The organism is Paraliomyxa miuraensis, from assembly GCF_026337845.1.
Classification (GTDB): domain Bacteria; phylum Myxococcota_A; class Polyangia; order Nannocystales; family Nannocystaceae; genus Paraliomyxa; species Paraliomyxa miuraensis.
Genome location: NZ_JAOVZF010000164.1, coordinates 725579 through 749715, shown reverse-complemented (window position 1 = coordinate 749715; position 24137 = coordinate 725579). Strand labels below are relative to the sequence as shown.

23 protein-coding genes, 1 tRNA gene and 1 pseudogene are annotated in these 24137 nt (G+C 70.7%); 17 read left to right on the top strand and 8 right to left on the bottom strand.

The window, feature by feature from the left end:
- Positions 1 to 90 precede the first annotated feature (90 nt).
- Entirely contained in the window at positions 91 to 1041 is a 951-nt protein-coding gene (locus OEB96_RS46190) for a COX15/CtaA family protein (protein ID WP_266223413.1), read from the bottom strand.
- An 86-nt stretch (positions 1042 to 1127) separates the two neighbouring features.
- Here OEB96_RS46190 and OEB96_RS46185 point away from each other — a divergent pair, with 86 nt between their 5' ends.
- The 4 genes from OEB96_RS46185 (at position 1128) to OEB96_RS46170 (ending at position 4885) form a co-directional block, all read left to right on the top strand.
- Positions 1128 to 2162, top strand: a complete 1035-nt coding sequence (locus tag OEB96_RS46185) for a hypothetical protein (RefSeq protein ID WP_266223412.1) — start codon at positions 1128 to 1130, stop codon at positions 2160 to 2162.
- 38 nt (positions 2163 to 2200) lie between these two features.
- The gene (locus tag OEB96_RS46180; protein ID WP_266223411.1) at positions 2201 to 2797 is read left to right on the top strand and encodes an RNA polymerase sigma factor; all 597 of its coding nucleotides are present in this window, start codon (positions 2201 to 2203) and stop codon (positions 2795 to 2797) included.
- Positions 2784 to 3566 carry a hypothetical protein gene (locus OEB96_RS46175; protein WP_266223410.1) on the top strand — a complete coding sequence of 261 codons (783 nt, stop codon included), beginning with the start codon at positions 2784 to 2786 and terminating at the stop codon, positions 3564 to 3566. The genes OEB96_RS46180 and OEB96_RS46175 overlap by 14 nt, the downstream gene beginning before the upstream one ends.
- 86 nt (positions 3567 to 3652) lie before the next feature.
- The gene (locus OEB96_RS46170; protein ID WP_266223409.1) at positions 3653 to 4885 is read left to right on the top strand and encodes an NHL repeat-containing protein; all 1233 of its coding nucleotides are present in this window, start codon (positions 3653 to 3655) and stop codon (positions 4883 to 4885) included.
- 89 nt (positions 4886 to 4974) lie between these two features.
- On the opposite strand, the gene asnS is transcribed toward OEB96_RS46170, so the two are convergent.
- Entirely contained in the window at positions 4975 to 6378 is a 1404-nt protein-coding gene (gene asnS / locus OEB96_RS46165; RefSeq protein WP_266223408.1) for an asparagine--tRNA ligase, read from the bottom strand.
- A gap of 107 nt (positions 6379 to 6485) precedes the next feature.
- On the opposite strand from asnS, the gene OEB96_RS46160 reads away from it, so the two are divergent.
- Entirely contained in the window at positions 6486 to 7232 is a 747-nt protein-coding gene (locus OEB96_RS46160) for a 7-carboxy-7-deazaguanine synthase QueE (protein ID WP_266223407.1), read from the top strand.
- Positions 7233 to 7255: 23 nt separating this feature from the next.
- On the opposite strand, the gene OEB96_RS46155 is transcribed toward OEB96_RS46160, so the two are convergent.
- A complete protein-coding gene (locus OEB96_RS46155; RefSeq protein ID WP_266223406.1) occupies positions 7256 to 7933 on the bottom strand; it encodes a FliH/SctL family protein in 678 nt (225 codons plus the stop codon).
- Between the two features lie 81 nt (positions 7934 to 8014).
- Positions 8015 to 8404, bottom strand: a pseudogene (locus OEB96_RS46800) (Rpn family recombination-promoting nuclease/putative transposase); the annotation flags it as partial.
- Between the two features lie 292 nt (positions 8405 to 8696).
- Between OEB96_RS46800 and OEB96_RS46145 the strand changes: the two are divergent.
- A complete protein-coding gene (locus OEB96_RS46145) occupies positions 8697 to 9800 on the top strand; it encodes a DNA adenine methylase (RefSeq protein WP_266223404.1) in 1104 nt (367 codons plus the stop codon).
- On the opposite strand, the gene OEB96_RS46140 is transcribed toward OEB96_RS46145, so the two are convergent.
- Entirely contained in the window at positions 9760 to 10521 is a 762-nt protein-coding gene (locus OEB96_RS46140) for a hypothetical protein (protein WP_266223403.1), read from the bottom strand. The two genes, OEB96_RS46145 and OEB96_RS46140, sit on opposite strands and share 41 nt — an antisense overlap.
- Before the next feature lie 455 nt (positions 10522 to 10976).
- Between OEB96_RS46140 and hemJ the strand changes: the two genes are divergently transcribed.
- From hemJ to OEB96_RS46100, 8 genes are all read left to right on the top strand, one after another.
- Complete coding sequence (hemJ, locus tag OEB96_RS46135) at positions 10977 to 11408, top strand: protoporphyrinogen oxidase HemJ (protein ID WP_266223402.1); 432 nt, start codon at positions 10977 to 10979, stop codon at positions 11406 to 11408.
- 79 nt (positions 11409 to 11487) lie between these two features.
- Positions 11488 to 12264 (top strand): hypothetical protein, encoded by a 777-nt coding sequence (locus tag OEB96_RS46130; protein WP_266223401.1) that lies wholly within the window; start codon positions 11488 to 11490, stop codon positions 12262 to 12264.
- A 66-nt stretch (positions 12265 to 12330) separates the two neighbouring features.
- Positions 12331 to 12699 carry a hypothetical protein gene (locus OEB96_RS46125; RefSeq protein ID WP_266223400.1) on the top strand — a complete coding sequence of 123 codons (369 nt, stop codon included), beginning with the start codon at positions 12331 to 12333 and terminating at the stop codon, positions 12697 to 12699.
- Positions 12700 to 12733: 34 nt separating this feature from the next.
- A complete protein-coding gene (gene cyaY, locus OEB96_RS46120) occupies positions 12734 to 13054 on the top strand; it encodes an iron donor protein CyaY (RefSeq protein WP_266223399.1) in 321 nt (106 codons plus the stop codon).
- Between the two features lie 22 nt (positions 13055 to 13076).
- Positions 13077 to 14396 (top strand): hypothetical protein, encoded by a 1320-nt coding sequence (locus tag OEB96_RS46115; protein ID WP_266223398.1) that lies wholly within the window; start codon positions 13077 to 13079, stop codon positions 14394 to 14396.
- A 5-nt stretch (positions 14397 to 14401) separates the two neighbouring features.
- The gene (gene folK / locus OEB96_RS46110; RefSeq protein WP_266223397.1) at positions 14402 to 14974 is read left to right on the top strand and encodes a 2-amino-4-hydroxy-6-hydroxymethyldihydropteridine diphosphokinase; all 573 of its coding nucleotides are present in this window, start codon (positions 14402 to 14404) and stop codon (positions 14972 to 14974) included.
- Positions 14975 to 15038: 64 nt separating this feature from the next.
- Positions 15039 to 15113 (top strand) — tRNA-Val (locus OEB96_RS46105).
- 152 nt (positions 15114 to 15265) lie between these two features.
- Positions 15266 to 15928: a hypothetical protein gene (locus OEB96_RS46100; RefSeq protein ID WP_266223396.1), complete on the top strand. Its 663-nt coding sequence runs from the start codon at positions 15266 to 15268 to the stop codon at positions 15926 to 15928.
- Between the two features lie 19 nt (positions 15929 to 15947).
- Here OEB96_RS46100 and OEB96_RS46095 read toward each other — a convergent pair whose 3' ends face one another.
- A complete protein-coding gene (locus tag OEB96_RS46095; protein WP_266223395.1) occupies positions 15948 to 16520 on the bottom strand; it encodes a hypothetical protein in 573 nt (190 codons plus the stop codon).
- Positions 16521 to 16660: 140 nt separating this feature from the next.
- On the opposite strand from OEB96_RS46095, the gene alr reads away from it, so the two are divergent.
- The 3 genes from alr to OEB96_RS46080 all read left to right on the top strand — a co-directional run bounded on the left by alr (position 16661) and on the right by OEB96_RS46080 (position 20353).
- Positions 16661 to 18046, top strand: a complete 1386-nt coding sequence (gene alr / locus OEB96_RS46090; RefSeq protein ID WP_266223394.1) for an alanine racemase — start codon at positions 16661 to 16663, stop codon at positions 18044 to 18046.
- 608 nt (positions 18047 to 18654) lie between these two features.
- Positions 18655 to 19299 (top strand): RNA polymerase sigma factor, encoded by a 645-nt coding sequence (locus tag OEB96_RS46085; RefSeq protein WP_266223393.1) that lies wholly within the window; start codon positions 18655 to 18657, stop codon positions 19297 to 19299.
- Complete coding sequence (locus OEB96_RS46080) at positions 19292 to 20353, top strand: hypothetical protein (protein ID WP_266223392.1); 1062 nt, start codon at positions 19292 to 19294, stop codon at positions 20351 to 20353. Before OEB96_RS46085 ends, OEB96_RS46080 begins: the two co-directional genes overlap by 8 nt.
- A gap of 43 nt (positions 20354 to 20396) precedes the next feature.
- Here the strand turns inward: OEB96_RS46080 and OEB96_RS46075 are convergent, their stop codons facing one another.
- Both OEB96_RS46075 and OEB96_RS46070 read right to left on the bottom strand, forming a co-directional pair.
- Positions 20397 to 21044, bottom strand: a complete 648-nt coding sequence (locus OEB96_RS46075; RefSeq protein ID WP_266223391.1) for a ribonuclease H family protein — start codon at positions 21042 to 21044, stop codon at positions 20397 to 20399.
- A gap of 41 nt (positions 21045 to 21085) precedes the next feature.
- A complete protein-coding gene (locus OEB96_RS46070) occupies positions 21086 to 24133 on the bottom strand; it encodes a dynamin family protein (RefSeq protein WP_266223390.1) in 3048 nt (1015 codons plus the stop codon).
- Positions 24134 to 24137 lie beyond the last annotated feature (4 nt).

The following is a 24137-nucleotide window of genomic DNA, read 5'->3' as shown; positions in this document are numbered from 1 at the left end:
TGGTTTCGGCCAGTCACGACCGTCGCAATCCCACGATGGGCGGCTCGAGCCGCATCGCACCCGTTCGATGATGCACCGCCGGGTGCTCGCTCACGCGGGTCGGCCCGTGGCGGCCGAGGCAGCGCCGGCCCAGGCCGAGACCGTGGTCAGCACCGCGGCCACCCACACCCCCTGGGCCAGCAAGAGGTGCAGCAGCTGCATCCACCCCGGCGCGGCCAGGCCGATGTCGAGCAGCCCCAGCACCACCTGGGTGAGCACCGCGTGCTGCAGGGCGCGACCGAGACGCGGCGAGCGATCGTCCTTGGCATGCTCGCGGATCCATGCCCCCACGCCATAGACGATCCCCGCGGCCACCACCGCGACCACGGGGTGGATGATCCGCAGGCGCACCAGGAAGTGCTTGGCGGGTGACAGGTCGCCCGAGAGCCGCTCGAGCAGGCCCGCGTCACTGGTGGCCTGCACGGGAAACAGGGTGTCGCCGAGCGCGGTGACGGCCCCCGTCATGCAGGTGGCCACCAGCGCCAGGAGCCCCGCGGCGAGGATCCACGTGCCCGTGCCCAGCGCTCGCGGCGACACGGGGCGCTCGTCGGTGCTCCACCACGCGGTGAGCGAGGCGGCGCCGGTCAGCATCAGCGTGTTGACCAGGTGCAGCGAGATGACGATCGCGCGCGCAACGGAGTCGTCGCTGGCCACCAGCTCCTTCAAGACCAGGCCCGCACCGATCATCGCCTCGAGCACGATGAACACCAGGGTGACCACCGCCGACCACGTCACGCGATGGCGACCGAAGCTGCGCGCAGCCCAGCCCACCAGCACCAGGCCCAGGATTCCGAGCAGGCCGGAGGTGAGGCGGTGGGTGTACTCGATCATCGTCTCGATCGAGGGATCGAGCGGGATGATCTGGCCGTGGCAGGTCGGCCAGTGCGAGCCGCACCCCGCACCCGCGTGCGTGATCCTGACCCAGGCGCCAAAGAGGATCACCAGCAGGAGGTAGGCGAAGAACGCCCACGCGTAGCGTCGGAACCGGGGAGCCCGTGCCATGTCGCGGGGCGGACGCTAGCACGCCCTCGCCAGGGCGGCGCCCATCGAAATCCCCGGCCCGACGGACTAGCCTCGCTGCCACTCCGATGCTCGCCGCGTTCACCCTGATGCTCACGATGGGCTCCTCGGCCGCGCCCGAGCCATCGTGGACGGCCCCGGCCGGGTGCCCCGATCGCGCGCGAGGCACCGAGCTGCTGCAGCGATTCCTCGGGCGCCCACCGCCGGTGCCCGTGCGCGTGGTGCTGAGCGCCGAGGCGAGGGGCTACGCGGGATTGGTGGAGATCGACGGCGCTGCCCGGACTCTGCACGCGAGCGACTGCGAGACACTCGCCCGTGCGGTGGCACTGGTGGTGGCGGTGTCGCTCGATCCCGTGGCGGCCGCGTCGATGACGACCGAGTCAGAGTCAGAGCCCACGCCCGGCCCCGACCCCGGCCGCGGCGTTCCCGAGCCCGAGTCCCGCATCCCCGAGCCCGACCTCGACCTCCGCATCCCCGAGCCCGACCTCGACCTCCGCATCCCCGAGCCCGATCGCACCGCGAGCACCCCGACCCGCGGGCGTCGGCCGGTCCTCGCGAGCGCCGACCGGCCACCAGAGCCCGCCCCCGAGCCCACCACCCACGCCATCGCCCTGAGCGGCGGCGCGGGCCTGGCCCTCCTGCCCGCGCCGACCGGCGCCGCACGCCTGGGCCATGCGATCACCCGCGGCGGCTTCCGCTTGCAGACCGATCTCACCTACGCCCCTCCGCGTACCATCGCCTATCCCGACGAGCCCACCGTGGGCGGTCGCTTCCAGTCGGTGAGCCTGGGCGTGCGCGCTTGTTTCGTACCCGGCTCGGCTCGCGTGGTCGCCCCGCTGTGCGCCGGACTCGAGGGCGGCCCGTTGATCGGCCGCGGCGTGGGGATCGATCAGGCCCGCAACCCCGTGGACGCCTGGGTGGGTGGTCTCGCCAGCGGTGCCGTGGTGGTGCGGGTCCACGCCCGGGTCGCCCTCACCGCCACCGCCGAGGTGATCGCCTCGCTTCGCCGTCCCGCCTTCCACGTCGGATCTCGAGGAACGTTGTTCAGGGTGCCACAGGTGGGTCTGCGAGGCCTCTTGGGGCTGGAGCTGCGCGCGTGGTGACGGAATCGCCGCGCCCGTGGGACTAGAAGGGGCACGCGATGCCCCGGGCTCGACCGCAGCGAACCGACCACATCGGCCACGAGGCTTCGTCGGGCGACGTGCAGTGGGTCGTGGACGCGTACCGCCAGTACTTCCGCTCCGTATGGGCGCTGCTCGGTCGGCTGGGCGTGCCCGAGGCCAGCCTCGAGGACGTGACCCAGGAGGTGTTCCTGGTGCTGCACCGCCGGCGCGGCGAGTTTCGCCAGGACTCGTCGGTGCGCACCTGGCTGCATGGGATCGCGCTGCATACCGCACGTCGGCATCGCGAGAAGCTCGACCGTCGGCGTCGCAAGGCAGAGGCGCTGCCGCCCGAGACCGAGCCGCCCACGCCCGAGGCCGAGGTCGGCCAGCGCCTCGCGCTGCAGCGACTCGATCGCCTGCTGGGCCAGCTCCACGACGAGCAGCGCGAGGTGTTCGTGTTGGCCGAGATCGCCGAGCTGTCGTCCCCCGAGATCGCCGAGCTACTCGGCGTCAAGCTCAACACCGTGTACTCGCGGCTACGCCTCGCTCGCCGCCATCTTCGCGAGGGGCTGCACGCCCTGCCCAACGCCGCCTCGGCGGCCAATGCCCCAGGAGACGATCATGGAGCCGCTTGATCCCCAGCTCGCGAAGCTCGTTCGCGAGGGCATGTCGCAGGCCATCCCCGGTCCCGAGCGCGAAGAGCGGGTGCTGCGAGGACTCCTCGCCCGCTTGCCGGCCGGTCCCCCACCGGGAGGCAACGGCGGACCCGCCGAGGGCGGCCGTCCGCTGATGGAGCCCGGAGCCCCGGCCGCTGCCGCTGCCGCCGGAGGCAGCAAGGCCATGGTGCTGGTGGCGGTGCTCGGGGGAGCGCTCATCGGCGGAGGATGGATCGGCGGAGGATGGATCGGTGATGCCAAGTCGCCCGCGTCCATACCCGCGTCCACGCCCGCGTCCATGCCGGCCAAGGTCGACGCTCCGCCGAGCCCACCCGAGGGCCCGCTGCCACACGCGAGCAACCACGAGCCCGTACTCACGCCCGTCACCACCGACCCATTGGCCGAGGCGGACCGCCGGGCTCGGTCCACCGATCGGCCCAAGCCCCGATCGCGCCCCGAGCCCACGCCCGCCCCCGATGCCCTCGCCGACGAGATCCAGCGCATCGCAGCCGCCGACGGGGCGCTCGCGCGCGGAGACGCCGAGCAGGCGCTCGAGCTCGCGCGCGCACACGCCAAGGCACACCCTCGGGGCCAGCTCGGGGTCGAGCGCACCGCCATCGAGGTCTCCGCTCGCTGCCAGCTCGGCCGACCGGGCGCCGTCGAGGCCGCCACCGCCTTCCTGCGCGCGCACGGCCACACCCCCGCCGCCGCCAAGGTCCGAGCCCGCTGCCCCGACGCCGTCCCGTAGCGTCCGCGGCCAGGCCCAGCCGAGCCCGCAGAAGGAAATCGATCGCAGCGGTGACGGATCACGGGCTCTCGGAGGACTCACCCATCATGATCACCAAGCTTGCACCTACTCACGTCCCCTCCCTCGTCCTCTGCGCCCTGGCCCTGTCGGCCTGTGAACCCGGCTCGCTGTCGCTGGGTCACGACGATCCCACCGACGGCGACACCGAGACCGACACCGATGGCGATCCCGCGACCGAGGGCGAGGTTCGCTGGAGCACCCTGCGGCCCGATGCAACCGCCTTCGATCTCGCGGTCGCGCCCGACGGCTCGTTCTACCTGCTGGGCTTCCTGGGCCTGCACCCCGCGGGCGACGGCCACTACTACGACCAGCTCTGGCTCGGCAAGCACGACGCCGACGGCGGGCTGCTGTGGGAGCTCACCGAGCCCTCGGGCGTCGACGCGTCCGTGTTCCCCGTTGCCGTCACCACCGATCCCCTGGGCAACGTCTACTTCTCGACCGTGGGCTACGACGAGTCCGTCGACGGCGACAACCGGGTGCGCAAGCTCGACGCCAACGGCAACGAGCTGTGGAGCATCTCCATGCCGGGACGCGCCAGTGCGCTCGCCGGGCTGCCCGAGGGCGGCGTGATCGTGGGCGGCAGCCAGGACTCGCTGGCATGGGTGCAGCCCGTCGACCCCGACGGCAACCTCGGCTGGAGCCGCACCTTCGGCGACCCCAACATGCGCTACAGCGAGGTCACCGCGGTCTCGGTCACCGCCGACGGCGGCGTGGCGGTGGGCGGACGCCTGGGCATCGACCCCGGCAGCAGCCGTTCCCAAGCCTGGGCGGCCACCCTCGAGCGCCTCGACGGCGCCACCCGGTGGGAGACCCTCGTGACCGACGCCATCGCCACCGATCGCATCCACGACCAGGGCCTCGCCGCCGACGGCACCCTGCTGCTCGCCGGCTGGGGTGATGCTCCGTGGGTCAAGGCGCTCGCGACCAACGGCAGCGAGCAGTGGACGTGGATCAACGACGCCGCGCCCGGCACCTACCGTCTGGCCGTGTTCCCCGACGGAGGCTTTGCCGTGGGCGACGGGCTCTACCTCGACCCCGAGGATCCCAACGGCTGCTGGGAGGGTCCGGGACCGTGCCCGGTGGCCATGCGGATCAGCCGGCTCGAGGCCGATCGCTCGACGCGCTGGAGCCTCTACCGCGAGGACTGCCGCTCGGCCGACCACCTGCGCCCCACCGCCGACGGAGGCCTCTTGGCCACCGCCACCTGCGAGCTCGACGGCGGTGGCCTCGGGGTGGGCGTGTTCCGGCTCGAGCCGTGAGCCGAGCGTGCATGGAGCCCCGCCGGGACCGTGGGCCCCGAGCGGGGCTCGAGTGCATGGAGCCCGCGCTCATGGCGAGCGCTCCAGGATCAGAACAGGCAATTCCCCGGCGTGCGCGGGAACGGGATCACGTCGCGGATGTTCTGCATCCCCGTCGCGTACATCACCATGCGCTCGAACCCGAGGCCGAAGCCCGCGTGGGGCGTGGTGCCGAAGCGGCGCGTGTCGAGGTACCACTGGTAGGCCTCGACCGGCAGCTTGGCCGCCTCGATCGCCGCCTTCAGCACGTCGTGCCGCTCCTCGCGCTGCGAGCCGCCGATGAGCTCGCCCACCTTGGGCACCAGCAGATCCATCGCCGCCACCGTGCGGTCGTCGTCGTTGCGGCGCATGTAGAACGCCTTGATCTCGCGCGGGTAGTCGGTCACGAACACCGGCCGGCCCACGAGGGTCTCGGTCAGGTGTCGCTCGTGCTCGGCCTGCAGGTTGGCGCCGAAGTACACCGGGTATTCGAACTCCTGGCCGCTCCCCTCGAGGCGCCGCACCGCCTCGGCGTAGGTCATGCGCTCGAAGCTCGCCTCGGCCACCGCCCGCAGGCGCTCCACCAGGCCCTTCTCCACGCGCTCGTCGAAGAACGCCATGTCCTCGGCGCAGCGCTCCAGCACCGTGGTGACGAGGTGCTTGGTATAGGCCTCCGCCAGGTCGCAGTCGCCCGCCAGGTCGCAAAACGACATCTCGGGCTCGATCATCCAGAACTCCGAGGCGTGCCGCGAGGTGTGGCTGTTCTCGGCGCGGAAGGTCGGGCCGAACGTGTACACGTCGCTCATGCCCAGCGCGAACGTCTCCACGTCGAGCTGGCCCGACACCGTGAGGTAGGTGCTGCCTCCGAAGAAGTCCTGCGACCAGTCGATCTGGCCCTGGTCGTTACGGGGCGGGCTCTCGGGGTCCAGCGTGCTCACGCGGAACAGCTCGCCCGCGCCCTCGCAATCGCTAGCCGTGATGATCGGGGTGTGTACGTACACGAACCCGCGGTCCTGGAAGAAGCAGTGCGTCGCGTGGGCCAGGGCGTTGCGCACGCGGAACACCGCGCCGTAGGTGTTGGTGCGGTTGCGCAGGTGCGCGATCGTGCGGAGGAACTCGAAGCCGTGGCGCTTCTTCTGCAGCGGGTAGTCGGGGTCGGCCTTGCCCACGATCTCCACCGCCGTCGCCCGGAGCTCGACCGCCTGGCCCTTGGCCGGCGATTCCACCAGGGTGCCCGTGATCGCCACCGCCGAGCCGGTGGTGAGGTGGCCGACCTCCTCGCGGTTCTCCAGATCCTCGCCGGCCACCACCTGCAGCCCCGAGAGGTTGCTGCCGTCGTTGACGTTGAGGAACGCGACCTGCTTGCTGGTGCGAACGGTTCGCACCCAGCCCTTGACGACGATCCCCTCCTGCGGGGGCGACAGGGTCAGCACGTCGACGATGCGGCGGCGGGAGCCTTGCCCAAGACTCTGCATGGAGGCGGAGCGTACCCCACGGTTGCGGCCGGTCAACCGCCCGGCGCTCGCATCACCCGCGGGAGCCCCCGCTTGGCAGCGGACGCGATCCATGGGACCAACCGAGCGTGCGCCTGCCCCTGACTCCCGCCCCGGCCCCTGTGTCCGGGGACACGCTCCGCATCAACGAGGCATTCGTCTCGTTGCAGGGCGAGGGCCGGCTGGCGGGCGTGCCCAGCACCTTCGTACGGGTGGCCGGCTGCAACCTGCGCTGCGCCTGGTGCGACTCGCCCACCACCTCGTGGGCGCCCACGGGGGAGCACGTGGCGCTCGAGACGATCGTGCAGGCGTGCGCCGAGGGGCCGCGGCACGTGGTGCTCACCGGTGGTGAGCCGCTGCTGTTTGCCGGCATGGTCGAGCTGGCGCGCCGCCTGCGTCGCGCCGGGCACCACGTGACCTTCGAGACCGCCGGCACGGTGGCGCCCGACGACGTCGAGTGCGACCTGATGTCACTATCGCCCAAGCTCTCGCACGGCACGCCCGATCACCCCGTGTGGGGGCCCCGGCACGACGCGCGGCGGTGGCAACCGCAGGTGCTGCGGGCGCTGATGGAGCATCCGTGGCAGCTCAAGCTGGTGGTGCGGGCGCGAGCTCCCAAGACGCTGCACGAGGACGTGCGCGAGGTCGAGGCCATGCTCGCCGAGCTACGCGTGGCCGATCGCGAGCGTCCCCAAGTGCTCCTGATGCCCGAGTGCACCGATCCCACGCGCTTGTCCTCGGACTACGCCGCGCTGGTGCCCGTGTGCATCGAGCACGGGTTCATGCTCGGACCGCGCCTGCACATCGCGATCTTCGGGCACGTGCCCGGCACCTGAGGAGCCGGGATGCAACGGTTGGTTCACCTTGCTGCGCCCGCGCTCGCGGAGAGCGGCTCGTCGAAGATCTCCTCGACCGAGGCAGCGGCAAGCGCCCTGCGGAACCACCGCTCGAGGACCTGCTCGTCCTTGGTGGAGAGGATCCGTTGGCGCGCAGTGGAGGGCAACCGAAGGGACCGCAACTCGAGCACGTCGAGCAACGAGCGGGCCCGCCCCTTGACGAGGCCTTCGCTGAGGCCCTTTTGCATGCCTTCGGCACGACCCTTCTGCAGGCCTTCGGCACGGCCCTTCTGTAGGCCTTCGGCACGACCCTTCTGCAGGCCTTCGGCACGACCCTTGCGCAGGCCCTTGCGCAAGCCCTTGTCGATCCACGGCTTCATCAGGATGTCTTCGTCGGTCATCGGCAGGTTCCCGGGGTTGATGGCACGGTGAAGGGCTGTATGGATCGGCGAACCCTTCTTGAATGCTCCGTTGGTATAGGCCCAAATCGTGATGACGTCATCTGAGCACTTTGGGTCCAGCATGAGCGTCTCGATCAGGGGGACGAGGCTCGCGGCTCGTTCTCTGGTTTGCGCCGGCGGGTTGCGGTGTGCGTGCAGCAGAGCCCGGGCGAGCTCGACGAACGCGACGGTGGAGCGATCGGGATGGGGATCGTCGAGCACCGAGCTGCCGAGATCGTCGGCGATCATCTTCAGCTCCACGGGGGTGTCGAAGGCGGCGAGGATCTCGGGCGGGAGATCGATGATCTCGGAGAGGCGAGTTGGCGAGGTCCAGGCGCGGCGCTGGAGCAGGACGATGGGGAGGATGAACGGGAGGGTCTGGGCGCGACGACGACGGTGCCTTCGATGTCGGTTCCACAGGAGGAGGAGATACTCGAGCTCTCGTAGCGGCAGCAGGCGGTCGCGCGTGGACTGATGTTCGAGCGCAACGTAGAGGCCGATGCGACGGGTGGTGCCACGCAGGCGCGCCGTGAAGAGGAGATCGGAGCTGCGCCGGCCGAGCTTGCGGCCGATGTAGTCGGCGGAGGCGAGCTCGAGGGAACCGAGATCGAGATACGCGAGGCAACGTGGCGGAAGCACGTGCCGCAGCAGGATCGACACCGTGTCGGCGCGAGCGAACACACGCCGAGCGAAGGCATCGTGGATGTCTCGGGGATACCGACGTGTTTGCATGACCTGGTGGCCTTGCGAATTCGGTTCCGGGAGGTGGGTCGAATGATCTCGGTGGGTTGGCGAGGCCATGGATCGAACGTGGTCCGCCCGTTGGCCGGCTCGTGGCCAACGGGTGGGCCGCCGTGGCCCGAAGGGGATGAATTCGAGGGGTGATGGAGGAGGCTCACGATGTGTCGATGGGCTTCTCGGCCGGCGGTGACCGCGAGGCCAGCACGTGGCCGGGAGGCTTGCGTGCCCGTACCCCTCGAACCATCATCGCCAGCGCGGGAGCTCGCGTTCCCGATCCGCGACGATGATCAAGTACATCGGCTCGAAGCGAACGTTGCTTCCCAGCCTGGTACGGATCCTCGAGCAATTCCCGGAGCTGACCAGCGTCGCCGACGTGTTCTCGGGCACCAGCCGGGTCGGCCATGCCTTCAAGCGCGCGGGCCTTCGCGTGATCGCCAACGACCACAATGCCTATGCCCACTGCCTGGCCGAGTGCTACGTGGCGGCCGATCTCGAGCACGTCCAGCGCGACGTCAGCAAGCTCCTCGACGAGCTCGGGCGCCTGCCGGGCCGCGCGGGCTACTTCACCCAGACGTTCTGCATCGACTCCCGGTTCTTTCAGCCCAAGAACGGCGAGCGCATCGACGCCATCCGCGAGGAGCTCGAGCGCAAGTGCCTCCCGTCCCCGCTCCGGTCGGTCGTGCTCACCTCCCTGATGGAAGCCGCCGATCGCGTGGACTCGACGTGTGGCCTCCAGATGGCCTACGTCAAGGAATGGGCCCCCCGGGCCTTCAACCCGCTGACCCTACGCATGCCCGACGTGCTGCCCGCGGTGAGGCACGGGCGCTGCGAGGCCCTGCGCATGGACGCCAACGAGGCGGTACGAACGCTCGACGTCGACGTCGCCTACATCGACCCGCCCTACAACCAACACAGCTACCTCTCGAACTATCACATCTGGGAGTCGCTGGTGCTGTGGGACAAGCCCGACGTCTACGGTGTCGCGTGCAAGCGCCTGGATTGCCGCGAGCGCAAGAGCAAGTACAACTCCAAGCGCGAGCACCAGCTCACGTTCGACGACCTGATCGACGCCGCGTCCTCGCCGCTACTGGTCGTCTCGTTCAACAACGAGGGCTACCAGAGCCGACAGGAGATGGAGCAGCGACTCGCACGCCACGGCACCGTCTTCGTGGTGACCAAGGACTTCAAGCGCTACGTCGGCGCTCAGATCGGCATCTACAATCCCAGCGGGGACAAGGTCGGCACGGTCAGCCACCTTCGCAACGAGGAGTACATCTACCTGGTGGCTCGCCCCGCCCTCTCCGAGCGGATCCCCGATGCGCTCGAGCGGCTCGAGCGGCTCGCGGCTACCGCAGCGTGCGAGGATCGGGCAGCTCGAGACCAATGAAGATGCCGTCGTCGCTCTCGTGTTCCGCCTCGACCGGCTCCGAGTAGTCGTTGCCCGGGAACGGGGCCCCCGCGAACGTCATCTGCTGGGAGACCGCCTGCTGTCGCTGTACCAGCTCCGGCGGGGGGCCGGGCGAGGGCTCGTCCGCAGGCGTCTGCGAGGGCAGCTCCTGCGTGCGACCGGTGCGGGGCCGAGACAGGTCCACCGGAAACGACGACGCCAGCCCGTGGGACCCCGATGCCTCGCGCGGGCGCAAGGCAGGGCCCGCGTCGCGCTCTCCCGTGGGCATGCGATAGTGGCGGCGCTCGAGCGGCGCTCCGCTGTCCAGCGGCGTCTCGTCGCTCATTGCCGGGTGCGGGACCGCCACCGGGTGCGGGGCCGTCGGTGGGCGGCGCAGCGGCTCGTCCAAGCCATGGGCTCGCCCCGTCCCTTCGGTCGACTGTGACACCGACCATCCCTGCCCATCGCCGCCGGTCATCGCGGCTCGCGGCTGGCACAGCCTCCAGAACCGGACCGTCTTGGGAGCCGCTCCCGTCAGCCGCACCAGCTCGGCGTCGGTCAGCCGGGGCAGCAGGTCGGCAAAGCGAGCGAGCGCGCGGTCGACTTGCACGACCTGTCGCCGCAGGTTGTTCGCGATCGAGGCCGGCACTCCGGCCAGGCGCGCCAGCTCGTCGTCCGTCAGGCGCCCGAACAGGTCGAGGTACGGGACCAGCCGATTCATCGGATTGGCGTCGGTGCTGCTCGGTCGGTCTTGCACTTGGCCTCGGCTCACTCGGATCTTGCGGGGAGTAATCCTCGCCAGTCCAACCTGGCTCGGCGCATCGGGCTCCACGGCCGACGACGCACTCGGCGTCGGTGGCCTCATCGAGTGCTCGTCATCATGCACGCGTCGCCGTCCCGCTCCTATCAAGGTCTACCGTACAACACCCGCCCGGCTGGGCCCAAACCCCGAGGGGTCACCATGGGGCCGCGGCTGCGCGGATCCTGCATCGTGACGCACTGCCCCGAGCACCTCTCGCGCGGCCATGCGCACATGCGCACAACGCGCGTTCATCCCGCCTGGAGCGCCGCGCCCGTCCTCGAAGGGGCTGGGGTTCGAAGGTGCCGGGGCTCGGGAGCGCCGGGTCTGGGAGCAGGCGGGTTCGACTCACGCGTGGGCCTGCTACGCTCGCCGGCGTGAGCTACCACTGGCTCCGGGCCCTTCACATCATCGGCGTGGTCACGTGGTTTGCGGGGCTCTTCTACATCTTTCGGCTCTACGTCTACCACGTGGAGAACGCGGGCAAGCGCGAGGTGACCGACCTGCTCGAGGTGATGGAGCGGCGGCTCTACCGGGGGATCTGCACGCCGGCCATGGTGCTCACCACCCTCTTCGGTGTGTGCCTGTGGTCCCGCGGGTTCTCGGGCTATCTCGCGAGCGGGTGGTTCCACGTCAAGCTGACCATGCTGGTGTTCCTGTTCGGCTATCACTTCTACAGCGGCAAGGTGCGCAAGGACCTGGCCGCCGGTCGCTGCACGCTCACGTCCAGGCAGTGTCGGCTCATCAACGAGGTGCCCACCGTCATCCTCATCACGGTCGTGATCATGGCCGTGATCAAGCCGTTCTGAGCCGTTCTCGAGTCGCAAGTGGAGCACGATGATGGAGCGACGACGCGCACGCAGGTGGAGCAGGAGCAGGGCGCTCGCCGTGCGTCGTCTCGGTGCGCGTCGTCTCGGTGCATCCGGGGCTCGGCCGCTCGCTGCGCTGCTCGTGTGTGCCCTCGCCGCGGCCCTCGGGTGCGCCGTGGACGACGGGGAGACCTGTGAGATCGCCACCCAGGACATCTCGGCGGTCGCGCTGGTGGTCGACAGCGGGTGGGACGTGCGGGCGACCATCGACTTCGAGGCCGGCGATCGCCGCGGGGCCAACTCGCCGCTGCGCCTCTGCAGCACCGACCGGCTCACCATCAACGGCCAGGATCCGGTGATGACCGAGAAGGCCGACCGCATCGAGTACGCGCTGTCGCTGCCGGCCGACGGAGCGCGCAGCTTCGACTTCCGGCTCGAGCGCGAGACCGAGGCGGAGGTCATCGAGATGTCGATCGAGCTGCCGGCAGTGTTCGAGGTCGTCGCCCCCATGGACGGCGAGATCTTCGAGACCTCGGCCGAGCACCTCGTGCAGTGGGAGCCGGCCCTCGACGGCGGCATGATGCGGCTGCGCCTGGGCGAGCCGATCGGCGGCGGCGAGTGCCTCGTGGCGATGCAGGAGGGGCACACCTACGAGACCGAGGCCGGCGTGCTCGTGCCCGACACCGGGCAGTGGACGATCCCGGCCGGCGTGCTCACCTCTCAGAGCACCACCGATTGCACGCTCACCTACACCCTCTCGCGGGTCGCCCTCGCGCCCTACCCCGAGGTGCTCCAGCGCAGCGGTCGCGTGGAGGCCCGCACCGAGCGCTACGTCGACGTGACGGTGCTGCCCTGACCCCTCGACCCGCCAACGACGGCCCCAGCCCTTGCGGTACCGAGTCGCGTGCGGCACCGTATCGCCATGCGCTGGCCTCGGCGCGGGATCCTCATCCGTCTCGCGATCTACCTCCCGGTGATCTCCTTCCTGGCGTGGCGCGCCGCGGGCGGCTGCCAGGGTGACGACGCAGCCCAGGCGCCTGCGCCCGCGCCCGACCCCATGAAGCAGCACCGCAGGGTCATCACCATGCCCGACGGGAGCCAGCAGGAGATCGTCGAGCTGTCGCGCGAGGAGGCCGAGCAGATCCTCGGGCGTCCGATCCCCGATCCGGCCAAGGCCGAGGCCGAGGCCACCGAAGCCAAGGCGCCCAACGCCGAGGCCGAGGCATCTGCGGCCGTCGAGCCGACCACCGCGGATGCCGCGGCACCTGCGACGGCTTCCCCCGCCGATTGACGCGCGCCGGGGGATCGCCCAGGCTTGCGCCCGCATGGAGCGCGGACGCTTCCTGAAGCTCTCGGCCGAGGCGCTCGAGCACATCGACGACGTGCTCGGGGGGCTCGAGCACGAGGATCTCGACGTCGATCTCGCCGGTGACGTGCTCACGCTGGCCTTCTCCGACGGCGGCAAGTTCATCATCAACGCCCACAGCGCGGCCGGTCAGATCTGGATGGCCGCCAACAAGGACGCCTGGCACTTCGACTACGACGAGGCTGGTGATCGGTGGGTTGCCCCCAAGAACGGCGACGAGCTGATGGCCACCGTGGCCCGCACCGTGGGCGAGCGGCTCGGTCAGGCGATCTCGCTCTAGGGCAGAGGGGCACGGCATGGCGATGACGAGGCTCCGCGCATGGGCTCGACGATCGGTTGCACTGGCGGCATCGGTGGCCCTGTGCGGCTGCGCCCAGGTCATCTCGCGCTCGACCGTCGAGGTGGTGGAGCGGTCCGAGGCCAGCGTGCTGGTGCTCGGGGGTGATGGCTCGGAGATCACCGGGCGCGGGCTGGAGGCCGAGTGGACGCAAGATGGTGACCGCCTGGCCCTGCGCCTGGCCGAGAGCCGCACCTGCACCGCCGTGCGCCACCTGCCGGTCACGCGGATCGAGCGGGTCGACAAGCGCACTGCTCGCGGGGCCATGTGGTTCGAGTACGGATTCGGGGCCGCCGCCACGGCCGGGGGCTTGGTCGGCCTCATCCGGCCCGAGGCCTACTCCCAGGCCCAGACCGTGACCCCCGAGGGCGAGGTCTTGGAGGACAAGGGCTCCGGCTATCGAATTGGCGGGATCTTCACCGCCATCGGCGTGGTGCTGCTGACCGCCGCCGTCGTCGACACCGTGCGCACGCGCGACGAGGTGCGCTACACCGATGCCTATCGCCGCGACGATGGTGGCGCGGCGCCCTGCAAGGAGCCGCGGGCTCCCTTGCGCGGGCGCACCGTCGAGCTGCTCGTGGGCAAGTGGAGCACCACCGAGCCCACCGCAGACGACGGCGCCGTGCGGTTCCTGCTGCCTGCGGTGGAGGATCTGCCCCAGGAGGCGCGCGACGTGATCGAGGCGACCGCCGCGTGGGACCAGGCCAAGGCCGACGCCGACGCGGCCAGGGTCGCCGCCGAGGAGGCCGCACGCGAGGCTGCCGAAGCCGCGGCCGCTGCGGCTGCGGCGGGCAAGAAGGGCAAGAAGGGCAAGGGAGCCCCGCCGCCCGAGGGCGTGCCACCGCTGTCCGAGGTGGGCACCGCCAAGGCCGGCGACGAGCTGCCCCCGCGGCCCGAGCCGTTCGTGGTCAAGGGCGTGCTGCGGATCGACGGCACGCGGGCCATGGCCGTGAGCTTCATGGTGCCCTACGGCGGCGAGGCGGCCAGGGAGCACCGGGGCAAGGTGGCGATCGAGCCCGGGCCGGTCGGCCCGGCTCCGGGCAAGGCGCGGGTTACGGAGGCGGACGAGGGCGAGGGCGAGCGGGACGAGGGCGAGCGCGAGCGGGACGAGGGCGGCGAAGGCAAGCCGCTGTCGCTCGAGGCCGAAGGGGCTGCGTCGGCCGGAGGCGATCGGGGCGGAGCGAGCGGGGGCAAGCCGCTGTCGCTCGATGCCGAGGGCACCACTGCGGCCTCCAAGCGCGACGAGGCTGGCAAGGCCAAGGCCCCTTCGAGCGCGGAGAAGTGACACCGATGCCGTCACCGGCTGGATCGCACGCAGGCGGCGAGCTACGTGCATTCGTGGGAGTGGGAGGCAACCTCGGCGATCGGCTGGCCACCCTCCGCTCGGCCGTGCGCATGCTCGCCGAGGGCATCGTGCCGCGCACGCGGGTGGTGAGCAGCTCGGCCGTCTACGAGACGCGACCGGTGGGGCCCTCGAAGGGGGCGTTCCTCAATGCGGTGATCGAGCTGCGGACCGAACTCGAGCCTCGGCAGCTGCTCGAGGGGTTGCTCGAGCTCGAGGCGCGGCATGGTCGAGAGCGACGCAAGCGGTGGGATGCACGGACGCTCGACCTCGATCTGCTGGTGGTGCAGCGGGCCGACGACCACGGCGCTTGGCAGGAGCTGCGGGTGGATGTCGAGGGCCTCACGCTGCCGCATCCGCGGATCGGCGACCGGGACTTCGTGCTGGTGCCGCTGTCGGATCTGACCGGTGGCGAGGCCGTGCTCGACGGATGTACGGCCGGCGCGTGGCTCGACGCGATTGCGGAGACGGAGCGAACGATCCTACGGCGGGTACTGGAGGTCGGCGAGCTGCTGCGCTAGCGGGGCTGGTGGGCCTCCGGCGGCCGTGATACGGTGCGCCGCCACGGCAGCAACGGGCCCGTACAGGCGGGTAGCTCAGTGGTAGAGCAGCGTGCTTACACCGCGCTGGTCGCAGGTTCAATTCCTGTCCCGCCTACCAGTCCGCGCCGTCAGGAGCAGTCCTGGCGGCGGGTTCGGCTCGCGTTCCCGACCCTGCACGTCGCGACGCAAGACCGCGCCTATGATGCATGCCCTGTCATGGGCTCGTCACCACGCTCCCCCGCTCCCCGCCCCCCAGACGCCCCCCCACCGTTGATCGAGCCTTTCGACGACGCCCACCTCGAAGCCATCGTGGAGTGCGTGACCGCGGTCTGGACCTCGCACAACGTCATTGCTCGGGCGCTCGGGGTGACCGCCGATGACTACCGCCCGACGGCCGCCCGGATCTGTGCCAAGGCCCTGGCCGACGACCTCGGCCTCATGCTGCGAGAGCCCGACACCGACCGCATCGTCGGCTTCTACACCGCCATCGATCTGGTCGACGAACTCGCCGAGGAGCAGGCCAAGGCTGCGGGCGACAACCCCCGTCTCGCACGCTGGAGCAGCATGCTGTCGCTCGGCCTGAGCTGGTACATCGACACCTACCATCGCGAGCGCCCGCTCGCTCGGGGCGAGGTCGTGTACTTCAACATCGGCGGCACTGCCCCCGAGCGCCGCGGGCAGGGGTGGATCGGGCGCATGACCAGCGTCGCCGCCTCCGACTTCGCGGTTCGGCGCAGCTATCGGCGCGTGCTGGCCATCGCTACGCATCCCCACTCGGTGCAGATGTCTCGCTCACTGCCGTGGAACGTCGAGCTCCACGAGCTCCCCTTCGCCGACTGTGGTGACCCGGATCTGGCTCGCATCACCGACCCGCCCTGTGCCCTGGTGAGCGTGACCTCGCTGGCCGACGCCGCAAAGACCCCGAGGCGATGAACCCCGGTGACGCCCGAGCTCATGCCCCGCGAGCGCGACGCCTCCCCACCCACCAAAGACCCAACAGCCCCAGCCCCAGGAGCCAGCCCTCCCCCGGCCGCTCGCCCACGGCACAGCCGTTGGGCGACATGCACTGGATCTCCTGGTCGTCACCCCCCTCGCACTCGTTGAACACGAAGTCACAGACCAGGGGGATCGTCTCGTCGCCGTCGTGGTCGTCGTCGGGATCGGCCGTCACGACCTCGCCCTCGCACTCGTTGTCGCGAAGCCGCCGCAGACAGCGGCGCGCCTTGGCAGGGCGATAGTTGCAGCCCGAGATGCACGTGGAATAGTGCGCCTCGATCATGCCCTCGCATGCACTCGTGGCCGGCAGCAGCTCGCTCTCGCCGGGCAGGTGCAGCTCGCGGCCGCACTCGCGGACCATCCGGCACACCTCCACCGCGTACTCGGCCACGAAGTCTTCCTCGTGATACAGGCAGCCCGCGAGCACTCCGGCCACCAGACCTCCGGCCGCCAGGCCCATCACCGAGCCCATCCCCGAGTCGGATCTCGGGCTGAGCGTTGCGCGCAGGAGTCGAGCTCGGATCGTCATCTCACTTCGCCCTCGTCGTTGGTGCCCCAAGCCGTCGGAACGATCATGCACCCGCCAGGTTCGGGTCGAGATCACCCGCACGCTCCCCACGCGAGATCCTACGCTACTCTCCCGCTGCGTTCTCCTCCTACGACGCCCCGATGAGCGACGTGATCAACCTGGGCCGGGCCCGCAAGCGCAAGCGCAAGGAGGCCGAGAAGCGCCAGGCCGACGCGAACGCGCTTGCGCACGGCCGCACCAAGGGCGAGAAGGCCCGCGAGCGCCAACGACGAGACCAGCTCGAGGCCACGCTCGATGGCGCCCGCCGAGCTTCGGCACCCGAGGACGCCCGCCCGGAAGCGGCGAGCCACGAACGCACTCCCGGCGTGCCACCGCTGCACGAGCCCACCATCACCACGGACGAGCTGCGGCCCACGTACCTCGAAGTGGACCTCGCCCAGCTCGAAGCCAACTACCGCGCCATCCAGTCCCACGTGGGCCCGCAGGTGAAGGTGATGCCGATCCTCAAGGCCAACGCCTACGGGCATGGCCTGGTGGCCGTGGGCCGCATGCTCGATCGCCTCGGTGCGCCCATGCTCGGAGTGGCCTACCTCGAGGAGGCCATGCGGCTGCGCCAGGAGGGCGTGCGCACCTCCATCCTCGTGCTCGGAGGGATCGTGGGCGAGCAAATCCCCCGCTTCCTCGAGCACGATCTCGTGCTCACCGCCTCGTCGGTCGACAAGCTGCAGGCCATCGAGGAGCACGCGGCAGCGCTGGGCGTGCGGGCTCGCGTGCACCTCAAGATCGACACCGGCATGGAGCGGATCGGCGTGCACTGGTACAGCGCGCAGACCCTCTTGCAAGCCTCGCTACGCTGCCGCCACGTCGCCGTGGAGGGCATCTTCACCCACTTCGCCAACGCCGACGGGGCCGACCTCGCACATGCACGCGTGCAGCTCGAGCGCTTCGCAGAGGTGCTGTCGTTCTACGAGCGTCGCGGCTTGCCCACCCCCATGCGCCATGCGGCCAACAGCGGCGCCATCGTGCAGCTCCCGGACAGCCACTTCGACATGGTGCGCCCGGGAATCCTGTTCTACGGGGCTCGCCCCTCGCTCGAGGTTCCGGCCATCGTTCCCGTCAAGGGCGCCCTGCGCTGGATCACCCGCGTCGTCTACTTCAAGGTGGTCAAGGAAGGGCAGCCCGTGAGCTACGGGTCGACCTGGGCTCCCAGTGCCATGACCCGCGTGGTCACGCTCCCGGTCGGTTACGGCGATGGCTATGCTCGCGCACTCTCGGGCCGAGCCCATGTGCTCGTTCGTGGCATCCGCCGGCCCGTGGTCGGCCGAATCTGCATGGATCAGCTGATGGTCGACCTAGGCCCCGACGGTACCGCGTACAACGGCGACGAGGTGGTGCTGCTGGGCTCTGCCGGCGAGCAGAGCATCGGCATCGAGGACCTCGCCGAGTGGGGCGGCACCATCCCGCACGAGGTGCTGGTCGCCATCAACACCCGCGTGCCCCGGGTCCATCGGCCGCGGGAGCCTTAGATCCTCGAACCGTCTTGGGCCCTCCGTGCGAGGGGTCGCGGCGCCTTCGGGGCGGTTAAAAGAAAAAACCCTTGGCACCGGGGGAGATGCCAAGGGAGGGGTCGGGGTTCCTACAGCTCGGGGAGAGTATCTGGGCCGAATGCCGGGGGAGACATCGCGCCCGCCGAGCTGTGGATTCTTGTCTTGCGTCGTTCGCTACCAAGTCCCTCGCCAGGGACGCTCCCATTAGTTGCCAGCTACGTGCCACTCACCCAGCGAGGGAATGCCTGACGATTACCCCAATGATTCCACGATCGAGCGTTTTCGACCTCAGGGATACGCTCATGACTTGGGGATGTCATCTTCCTGGCGATGCGATGTTGGTGACGCCGATCGTCATGATCTTGACGAATCGACCACCCGATCGTCGACATGTTGACGCCAGAAGGGCCGAGACCGTCAGCCGACAGACTCGAAAGATCGACCGGGCGCTCGCTGCGTTGCCAGGCCCCGGAACCGAACCGGCCATGGCGACTCCGCACATCGCGCAGCTTCCGGCTTCGAGCATGGCTTGGAGCATCGGCGATGACGCCCGCGGAGCGCAGGCCCCCCGCTGTCTGGCCCATCCCATGCGTACGGCAGATCCATCCGAGCGAACCGACGAGGAGCTCATGGACGAGTTCCGGCTCGGCGACTCCGACGCCTTCGAGGTCCTGGTGACCCGCCACAGCCGGGGCCTCTACAACTTCCTGCTGCGCAGCGTCCACGCTCCCGCCCGGGCCGAGGAGCTGCTACAGGAGGTGTTGCTGCGCGTGATTCGTTCCAAGGACCGCTACCGCCGCTCGGCCCGCTTCACCACGTGGGTCTATACGATCGCGCGCAACCTGTGCGTGGACGAGAGCCGGCGCGCCCGCTTCCGCGATCACGAGTCGCTCGATGCACCGCTGCGCCGTCGGGCCGGGCATGGCAACGCGCCGTCGCTGCTGGCCACGATCCCCTCCGACGACCTGCCGCTCGAGCTCATGGCGCAGTCGCCCCGCCTGCGTGCCCGGATCAACGGCGCCGTGCTGCGCTTGCCCGCCGATCAGCGCGAGGTCTTCCTCATGCGGCTGATGGCGGGTATGTCCTTCCGTGAGATCGGCGAGACGGTGGGCGCCCCCGAGAACACGGTCAAGAGCCGCATGCGGTATGCGCTCGACAAGCTTCGCGAGGAGCTGGCCGACCTGCGTCCCGTGGCCATCGGCGACGCCATGGAGGAGGCCGCCCATGGCTGACCTGGATCTCGGCCCCGCCGAGCTCGATCTGCTCGAGGATGCCCTCGAGGATCTGGAGCTTCCGGGCGCGATCGATCGGTGGCTCGAGGACGGCACGAGCCCCGCGGTGCGAGAGCGCCTGGAGGACTACCGCTCGTTGCTCGTGGCCAGCCGCGAGGCGCTGCCCCTCGAGGACGTTCGTGCGGGCGTGCTCGACGACGTCATTGCCGAGGCGAACCGAGTCGCGGCGGTGGCTCCCGTCGCTGCGGCATCGCAGGACTCGTGGTGGAGCCGAGTGCGGCGGAGCTTCATGATGCCCGCGCTCGCGCTGGCCGGGACCGCCGCGCTGGTGCTGTGGGTGTTCGATCCCGAGGATCGAGCCAAGCTCGCCGAGCCACCCCTCACGCCCACGGCATCGGCCCCGACGGTCGCCGCCGACGAGGCTGTCGACGATCAGGCGCCAGAGGAAGGGGAGCGAGCGCGTGAGCTCGAGCCGCTCGATCCGCCCGAGCAAAGCTCGGCCCAAGCCACTCCCGCCGCGGCACCGGCCCCCGATGCGCCCACCGACGAAGGCGCGATCGATGGCGCGTCCGAGGCCAAGCTCGCAGAGGATGCAGACAAGGACGCCAAGCCCAAGGCAACGGGCATGGGCTCGCTGGGCGACGTGCCCGGTGGCGTCATGGGTGGCTCCAAGACGGCCGAGCCCCACAAGCAGGCCGGCAGCAGCGCCGGGCCGGCCTCGGGGCGCTGGGACATCGTGGCGCGAGCCGATCGGGCACGGCAGTCTGGCGACTGCGTGGCGGCGCGCCAAGAGTACTCGCTGGCGCTCGAGGACGACGATCCCCGCGTGCGAGCGCGAGCGTTCGCGGGACTGGGCCTCTGCGACACGCAGGAAGGCAACGACCCCGGAGCCGAGGCCAACTTCGAGCGCGCCCGCGAGCTCGATGGCGAGGTCGGCGGCTTCATCGACTCGCAGCAGCAGCGCGCGCGTCCGTCCAAGAAGCGCAAGCCCAAGGCGAGCAAGTCCAAGAAGAGCGTCATGCTCGACGACATGAACGATCCGTTCTCGCCCTGAGGCCGAGGCACGGACGAGCGCCCCAGACCGCGGTCGCGAGCGATCAGAACAGCGAGAGGTTGGCGCTCTTGTCGGCGCCCCAGCTGCGTCGTGCCTCGGGCGGCAGGGTGCCGTAGCGCTGCTCGTAGGCGTCGAGGAACCGCTGCGTGGCCGCGTTGGGATAGCCGCCTCCGCGCAGCGGGCCGAACTCCGCGGCGTAGCGCTCGGCGATCACCCCGAAGGCACGATCGCGGGCGTCCTTGGCGACGATCGATGCGGCGGCAACCGCCACGTGAGCCGACTCGCCCTTGTCGATGGCCTCGAGACGAGGGAAGTGAGCCCGCAGGGGAGCGAACAGGCGGGCGCCGTCGCAGATCACCTGGGCGTTGCGAGTGGCCCCGAGCGCATCGAGCAGCTCGAGCACGACCTTGCGCTCGAGGGCGTTGAGCTGTCCGCGAAAGGTGTAGTGATCGATCTGCTCCACCTCGACCCGACGCACGCGGCAGGCGGGCACGAGCCCGAGGATCTGCTGGGCGAGCTCTTCGCGGCGCTGGCGGCCCTCGGCGTCGCTGCCGAAGCGCTTGCTGTCGTCGACGCCGAGTGCTTGCAGGCGATCGGCGGTGTCGGGATCGATCCCGATCACCGCGATCACCATGGGGCCGAGGATCGGTCCGCGACCCGCTTCGTCGGCCCCGAAGACGAGCCCGGGCATGGAGGACGAGCGGGACGAGCGGCGCTCACGAGGGGGTGAGCTCACGCTGCGCCCTCGCCTTCGCCCTGGTGCACGCCCTGGGCGAGCGCATCGATCGCGGTGAGCACCGCACTGCGCAGGCGCAGCGCCTCGGCCCGCGGGGCGCTGCTGGCCTCGCGATCCAGGCGCGCGCGCGCGCGCTCGACCTCGCGGGCCAGCTGTCGCGCACGGCCGGCCCAGGCCCGAGCCACGGGGCGCAGGCCCTCGCGAAAGCCCGCCCGCATCGCAGCCTCGCCCTCGGAGATCTTGTCGCCCTGCTCGCGCAGCAACGCCTCGATGAAGCCCGCGTGGACCAGCCCCTCCACGTGGCCTTGCACCCACGGCACGAGCTGCTCGTCGAGCACGTGGGCCGCCGCCGGATCTTCGCGGCCCAGCGGAGCCAGGGCGCGGCGCAGCGCGGCCATGCCGGCCTCGCGAAACGACGAGGCGAGATACTCGACGTCCTGCGGATCGAGCGGACCCTTGGCGCGGCCCTTGCCGGCCACCAGCACCCCGAGGCTCAGGCCCTCGCGGGTGAGCAGATCGTCGATGCCCAACAGCTGCTCCTCGAGCGCGTCGCCGAAGCGGAGCAGCAGCGGATGGGCGGCCACCCGCTCGCCCTGCATGCCCTGCAAGGTGGCGTCGGCTCGGTGCTCGAGTGCATCGATGGCTGCGACCACGGCCTCGCGGGCGCCGACCAGGGCCTCGCCGAGGCGGCGCGCGGTGAGGCTTCGCTTGAGCTCGCGCGCGCGCTGCAAGAAGTGGCGCTCGAGCGCGGCCTCGACCGCCGCGAAGGGATCGTTGCCCTTGCGCTCTGCCGACCCCGCCTTGGCGGGCAGGGTGGTCGCTCGGTACTCGAGCGCATCGCGGGCGCACAGCGGCACGACCTCGACCAGCACCTCGCCCAGCTGCTTGCGCAGGTAGTCGGCGAGCTCGGTCTTCTCGGAGTCGTCGAGGGTGTCGACCTTGTTGAGCACGCCCAGCACCTGGCGCCCTCCGGCGCGGAGGCTCTGGAGCATGCCGGCCTCGGTGGCGGCCCCGCTGCGCGTGGCGGAGAACAGCCACACCACCGCATCGGCCTCGTCGAGGAATTCGCGGGCCACCTGCTCGTGGAAGGCATCGAGGGCGTTGAGGCCAGGAGTGTCGACGACCGAGGCCTCGCCCATGCGGCCGCCCGTGCGCTCGATCTCCACGTGGCGGATGCGGGCGGCCTCGGAGTCGTCGAGGCCATGGAGGAACGGCTCGACGTCGGTGGGTGCGAGGGTGGCGATGCGACCATCGCGGTAGTGCACGCGAGCACCCGTGCCGGTGCCGCGGCGAAACACGTTGATCGTGCTGGTGGTGGGCAGCACGCCCATGGGGGCGACCGTCTGGCCGAGCAGCGCGTTGACGAAGGTGCTCTTGCCGGCCGAGAACTCGCCCATGATCGCGATGGTGAGCGGTCGGGCCAGTCGCTCGCGGGCCGCCACGACCTGGGCCATCGCGGTCTGCACTCCGGCCAGGGAGATCCCGAGGATCCGATTGGGCACGCCGGCCAGCAGGGTCGTGGCGGCCGTGAGCTGGTCTTCGAGGCGGGTTCCCGTGTCGCCCTGGACGAGCTCGGCGAGCATGCGGCGCGCCCTGGGGAGGCCGGGCGCCTCGATGAGGGCCTCGACCAGGAGGTCCTGCGCGAGCTCGGCCTGCCCCTCGAGCCGACAGCGCTCGGCCGCGGCGAGGGCTCGCTGGCTGGCGAGCACCGCGTTGCGTAGATCGGGATCGCGCAAGGGACTGCACGGGTCCGGACCGGCGGGGCCACCGAGATCGGGATCGGCACGGAACCGGGGCGGCATGCCGGGCTGGAAGTCTTCGTGGGAGCGATCGCCGGACGCAATGCGGTGCCGGGCTCGAACGAGGCGCAGCTCCTCTGGGCCGGTGCCCTCCTCGCGACGCAGGCGATCGAGGATCGGGTCGCGCACCGGAGGGGGAAACCAGTCCAGGCGCAGTGCCACGTGGGCGAGTTCTTGGAGGTAGCGATCGCGAATGGCGACCGGAGCGGCCTGAGCTGCGTCGGACAGGGCCTGCACCACGTCGCGTCGCAGCGAGCCCTCGTCGGCGGTCAGCTCGCGTCCCTCGGCCCGTCGGCGAGTCAGCTCGGCCAGGGCCCAGCGGCGGCGGTGCTCGGGATCGGCGGGTGCGGCCTGGAGGTGTCGCAGCGCGATCGTGGCCAGATCGTCGCCACCATCATCGTGCAGGCCCACCGTCAGACCCACCCACAAGCGGGTCTCGTCGTGGCCGGGGTCGTCGTCGAGCGCTTCGACCATGGCCTGAGCGCCGTCGACGTCACCCTTGGTGGCGAGCACCCGGACCCGCAGCTCGCGAGCCAGTGAGTCGTGCGAGTCGTGCTCCTGGGCATCGTCCACCCAGCCCTCGGCCTCGGCGGCCTGGTCGGCGGCGAGCAGCAAGCCGACGCCGTGGCGCAGCAGCACGTGTCGGAGCGGGGCGCCGAGCTCGGCCGGCAGCTGCGTGCGGGCCTTTTGCAGCTCGCGCAGGGCTCGATCCTGGTGGCCGCGTCGCAGCTGGGCGAGCCCGGTCAGCAGGTGGACGAGCAGACGGGTCTCCTGGGCGTCGCGCTTGGGCACGTCGGAGAGGTGCTGGGTCGCACGCCGCAGCGCATCGAGTGCGGGCTCGGGGCGGCCCTCGTAGAGGTCGTGGGCGCCCTGCAGCAGCTGACGCGGGGCCGAGCCGAGCGCGTCGTCTTGCAGCGCCGCGATCACGTCGGCCAGCGGTCGCAGGGGGCGACCGCCGGTGACGAGGTCGTGGACGAACGTCAGGCCCAGCGCATAGCGCAGGTGGGGCTGGTTGGGGTGGGCTTCCACCTGGGCGCGAAGGATCGCCTGCGCCTGCGAGAGCTCCCCGGACAGTCGCAGCGAGCGGGCCTGCTGCAGCGGCTCGCGGAGCTCGTCGGGCACCGTGGGTGCCCCGGAGACCTCGGCCACCAGCTCGCCCACGCGCCGCGCCCAGCCACCGAGGGCGTCGCCCACCGAGCGCAGCCCACGGGACGGAGGCTTGGGTTGCTCCTGATCGTCGCTCATGAGC

Bases quoted from the DNA above. Each gene is read 5' to 3' on its own strand.
- OEB96_RS46190 (WP_266223413.1), bottom strand. From the start codon at position 1,041: ATGGCACGGGCTCCCCGGTTCCGACGCTACGCGTGGGCGTTCTTCGCC.
- OEB96_RS46185 (WP_266223412.1), top strand. From the start codon at position 1,128: ATGCTCGCCGCGTTCACCCTGATGCTCACGATGGGCTCCTCGGCCGCG.
- OEB96_RS46180 (WP_266223411.1), top strand. From the start codon at position 2,201: ATGCCCCGGGCTCGACCGCAGCGAACCGACCACATCGGCCACGAGGCT.
- OEB96_RS46175 (WP_266223410.1), top strand. From the start codon at position 2,784: ATGGAGCCGCTTGATCCCCAGCTCGCGAAGCTCGTTCGCGAGGGCATG.
- OEB96_RS46170 (WP_266223409.1), top strand. From the start codon at position 3,653: ATGATCACCAAGCTTGCACCTACTCACGTCCCCTCCCTCGTCCTCTGC.
- asnS (WP_266223408.1), bottom strand. From the start codon at position 6,378: ATGCAGAGTCTTGGGCAAGGCTCCCGCCGCCGCATCGTCGACGTGCTG.
- OEB96_RS46145 (WP_266223404.1), top strand. From the start codon at position 8,697: ATGATCAAGTACATCGGCTCGAAGCGAACGTTGCTTCCCAGCCTGGTA.
- OEB96_RS46140 (WP_266223403.1), bottom strand. From the start codon at position 10,521: ATGAATCGGCTGGTCCCGTACCTCGACCTGTTCGGGCGCCTGACGGAC.
- OEB96_RS46125 (WP_266223400.1), top strand. From the start codon at position 12,331: ATGCGCTGGCCTCGGCGCGGGATCCTCATCCGTCTCGCGATCTACCTC.
- cyaY (WP_266223399.1), top strand. From the start codon at position 12,734: ATGGAGCGCGGACGCTTCCTGAAGCTCTCGGCCGAGGCGCTCGAGCAC.
- OEB96_RS46115 (WP_266223398.1), top strand. From the start codon at position 13,077: ATGACGAGGCTCCGCGCATGGGCTCGACGATCGGTTGCACTGGCGGCA.
- folK (WP_266223397.1), top strand. From the start codon at position 14,402: ATGCCGTCACCGGCTGGATCGCACGCAGGCGGCGAGCTACGTGCATTC.
- OEB96_RS46095 (WP_266223395.1), bottom strand. From the start codon at position 16,520: ATGACGATCCGAGCTCGACTCCTGCGCGCAACGCTCAGCCCGAGATCC.
- alr (WP_266223394.1), top strand. From the start codon at position 16,661: ATGAGCGACGTGATCAACCTGGGCCGGGCCCGCAAGCGCAAGCGCAAG.
- OEB96_RS46085 (WP_266223393.1), top strand. From the start codon at position 18,655: ATGCGTACGGCAGATCCATCCGAGCGAACCGACGAGGAGCTCATGGAC.
- OEB96_RS46080 (WP_266223392.1), top strand. From the start codon at position 19,292: ATGGCTGACCTGGATCTCGGCCCCGCCGAGCTCGATCTGCTCGAGGAT.
- OEB96_RS46075 (WP_266223391.1), bottom strand. From the start codon at position 21,044: ATGCCCGGGCTCGTCTTCGGGGCCGACGAAGCGGGTCGCGGACCGATC.
- OEB96_RS46070 (WP_266223390.1), bottom strand. From the start codon at position 24,133: ATGAGCGACGATCAGGAGCAACCCAAGCCTCCGTCCCGTGGGCTGCGC.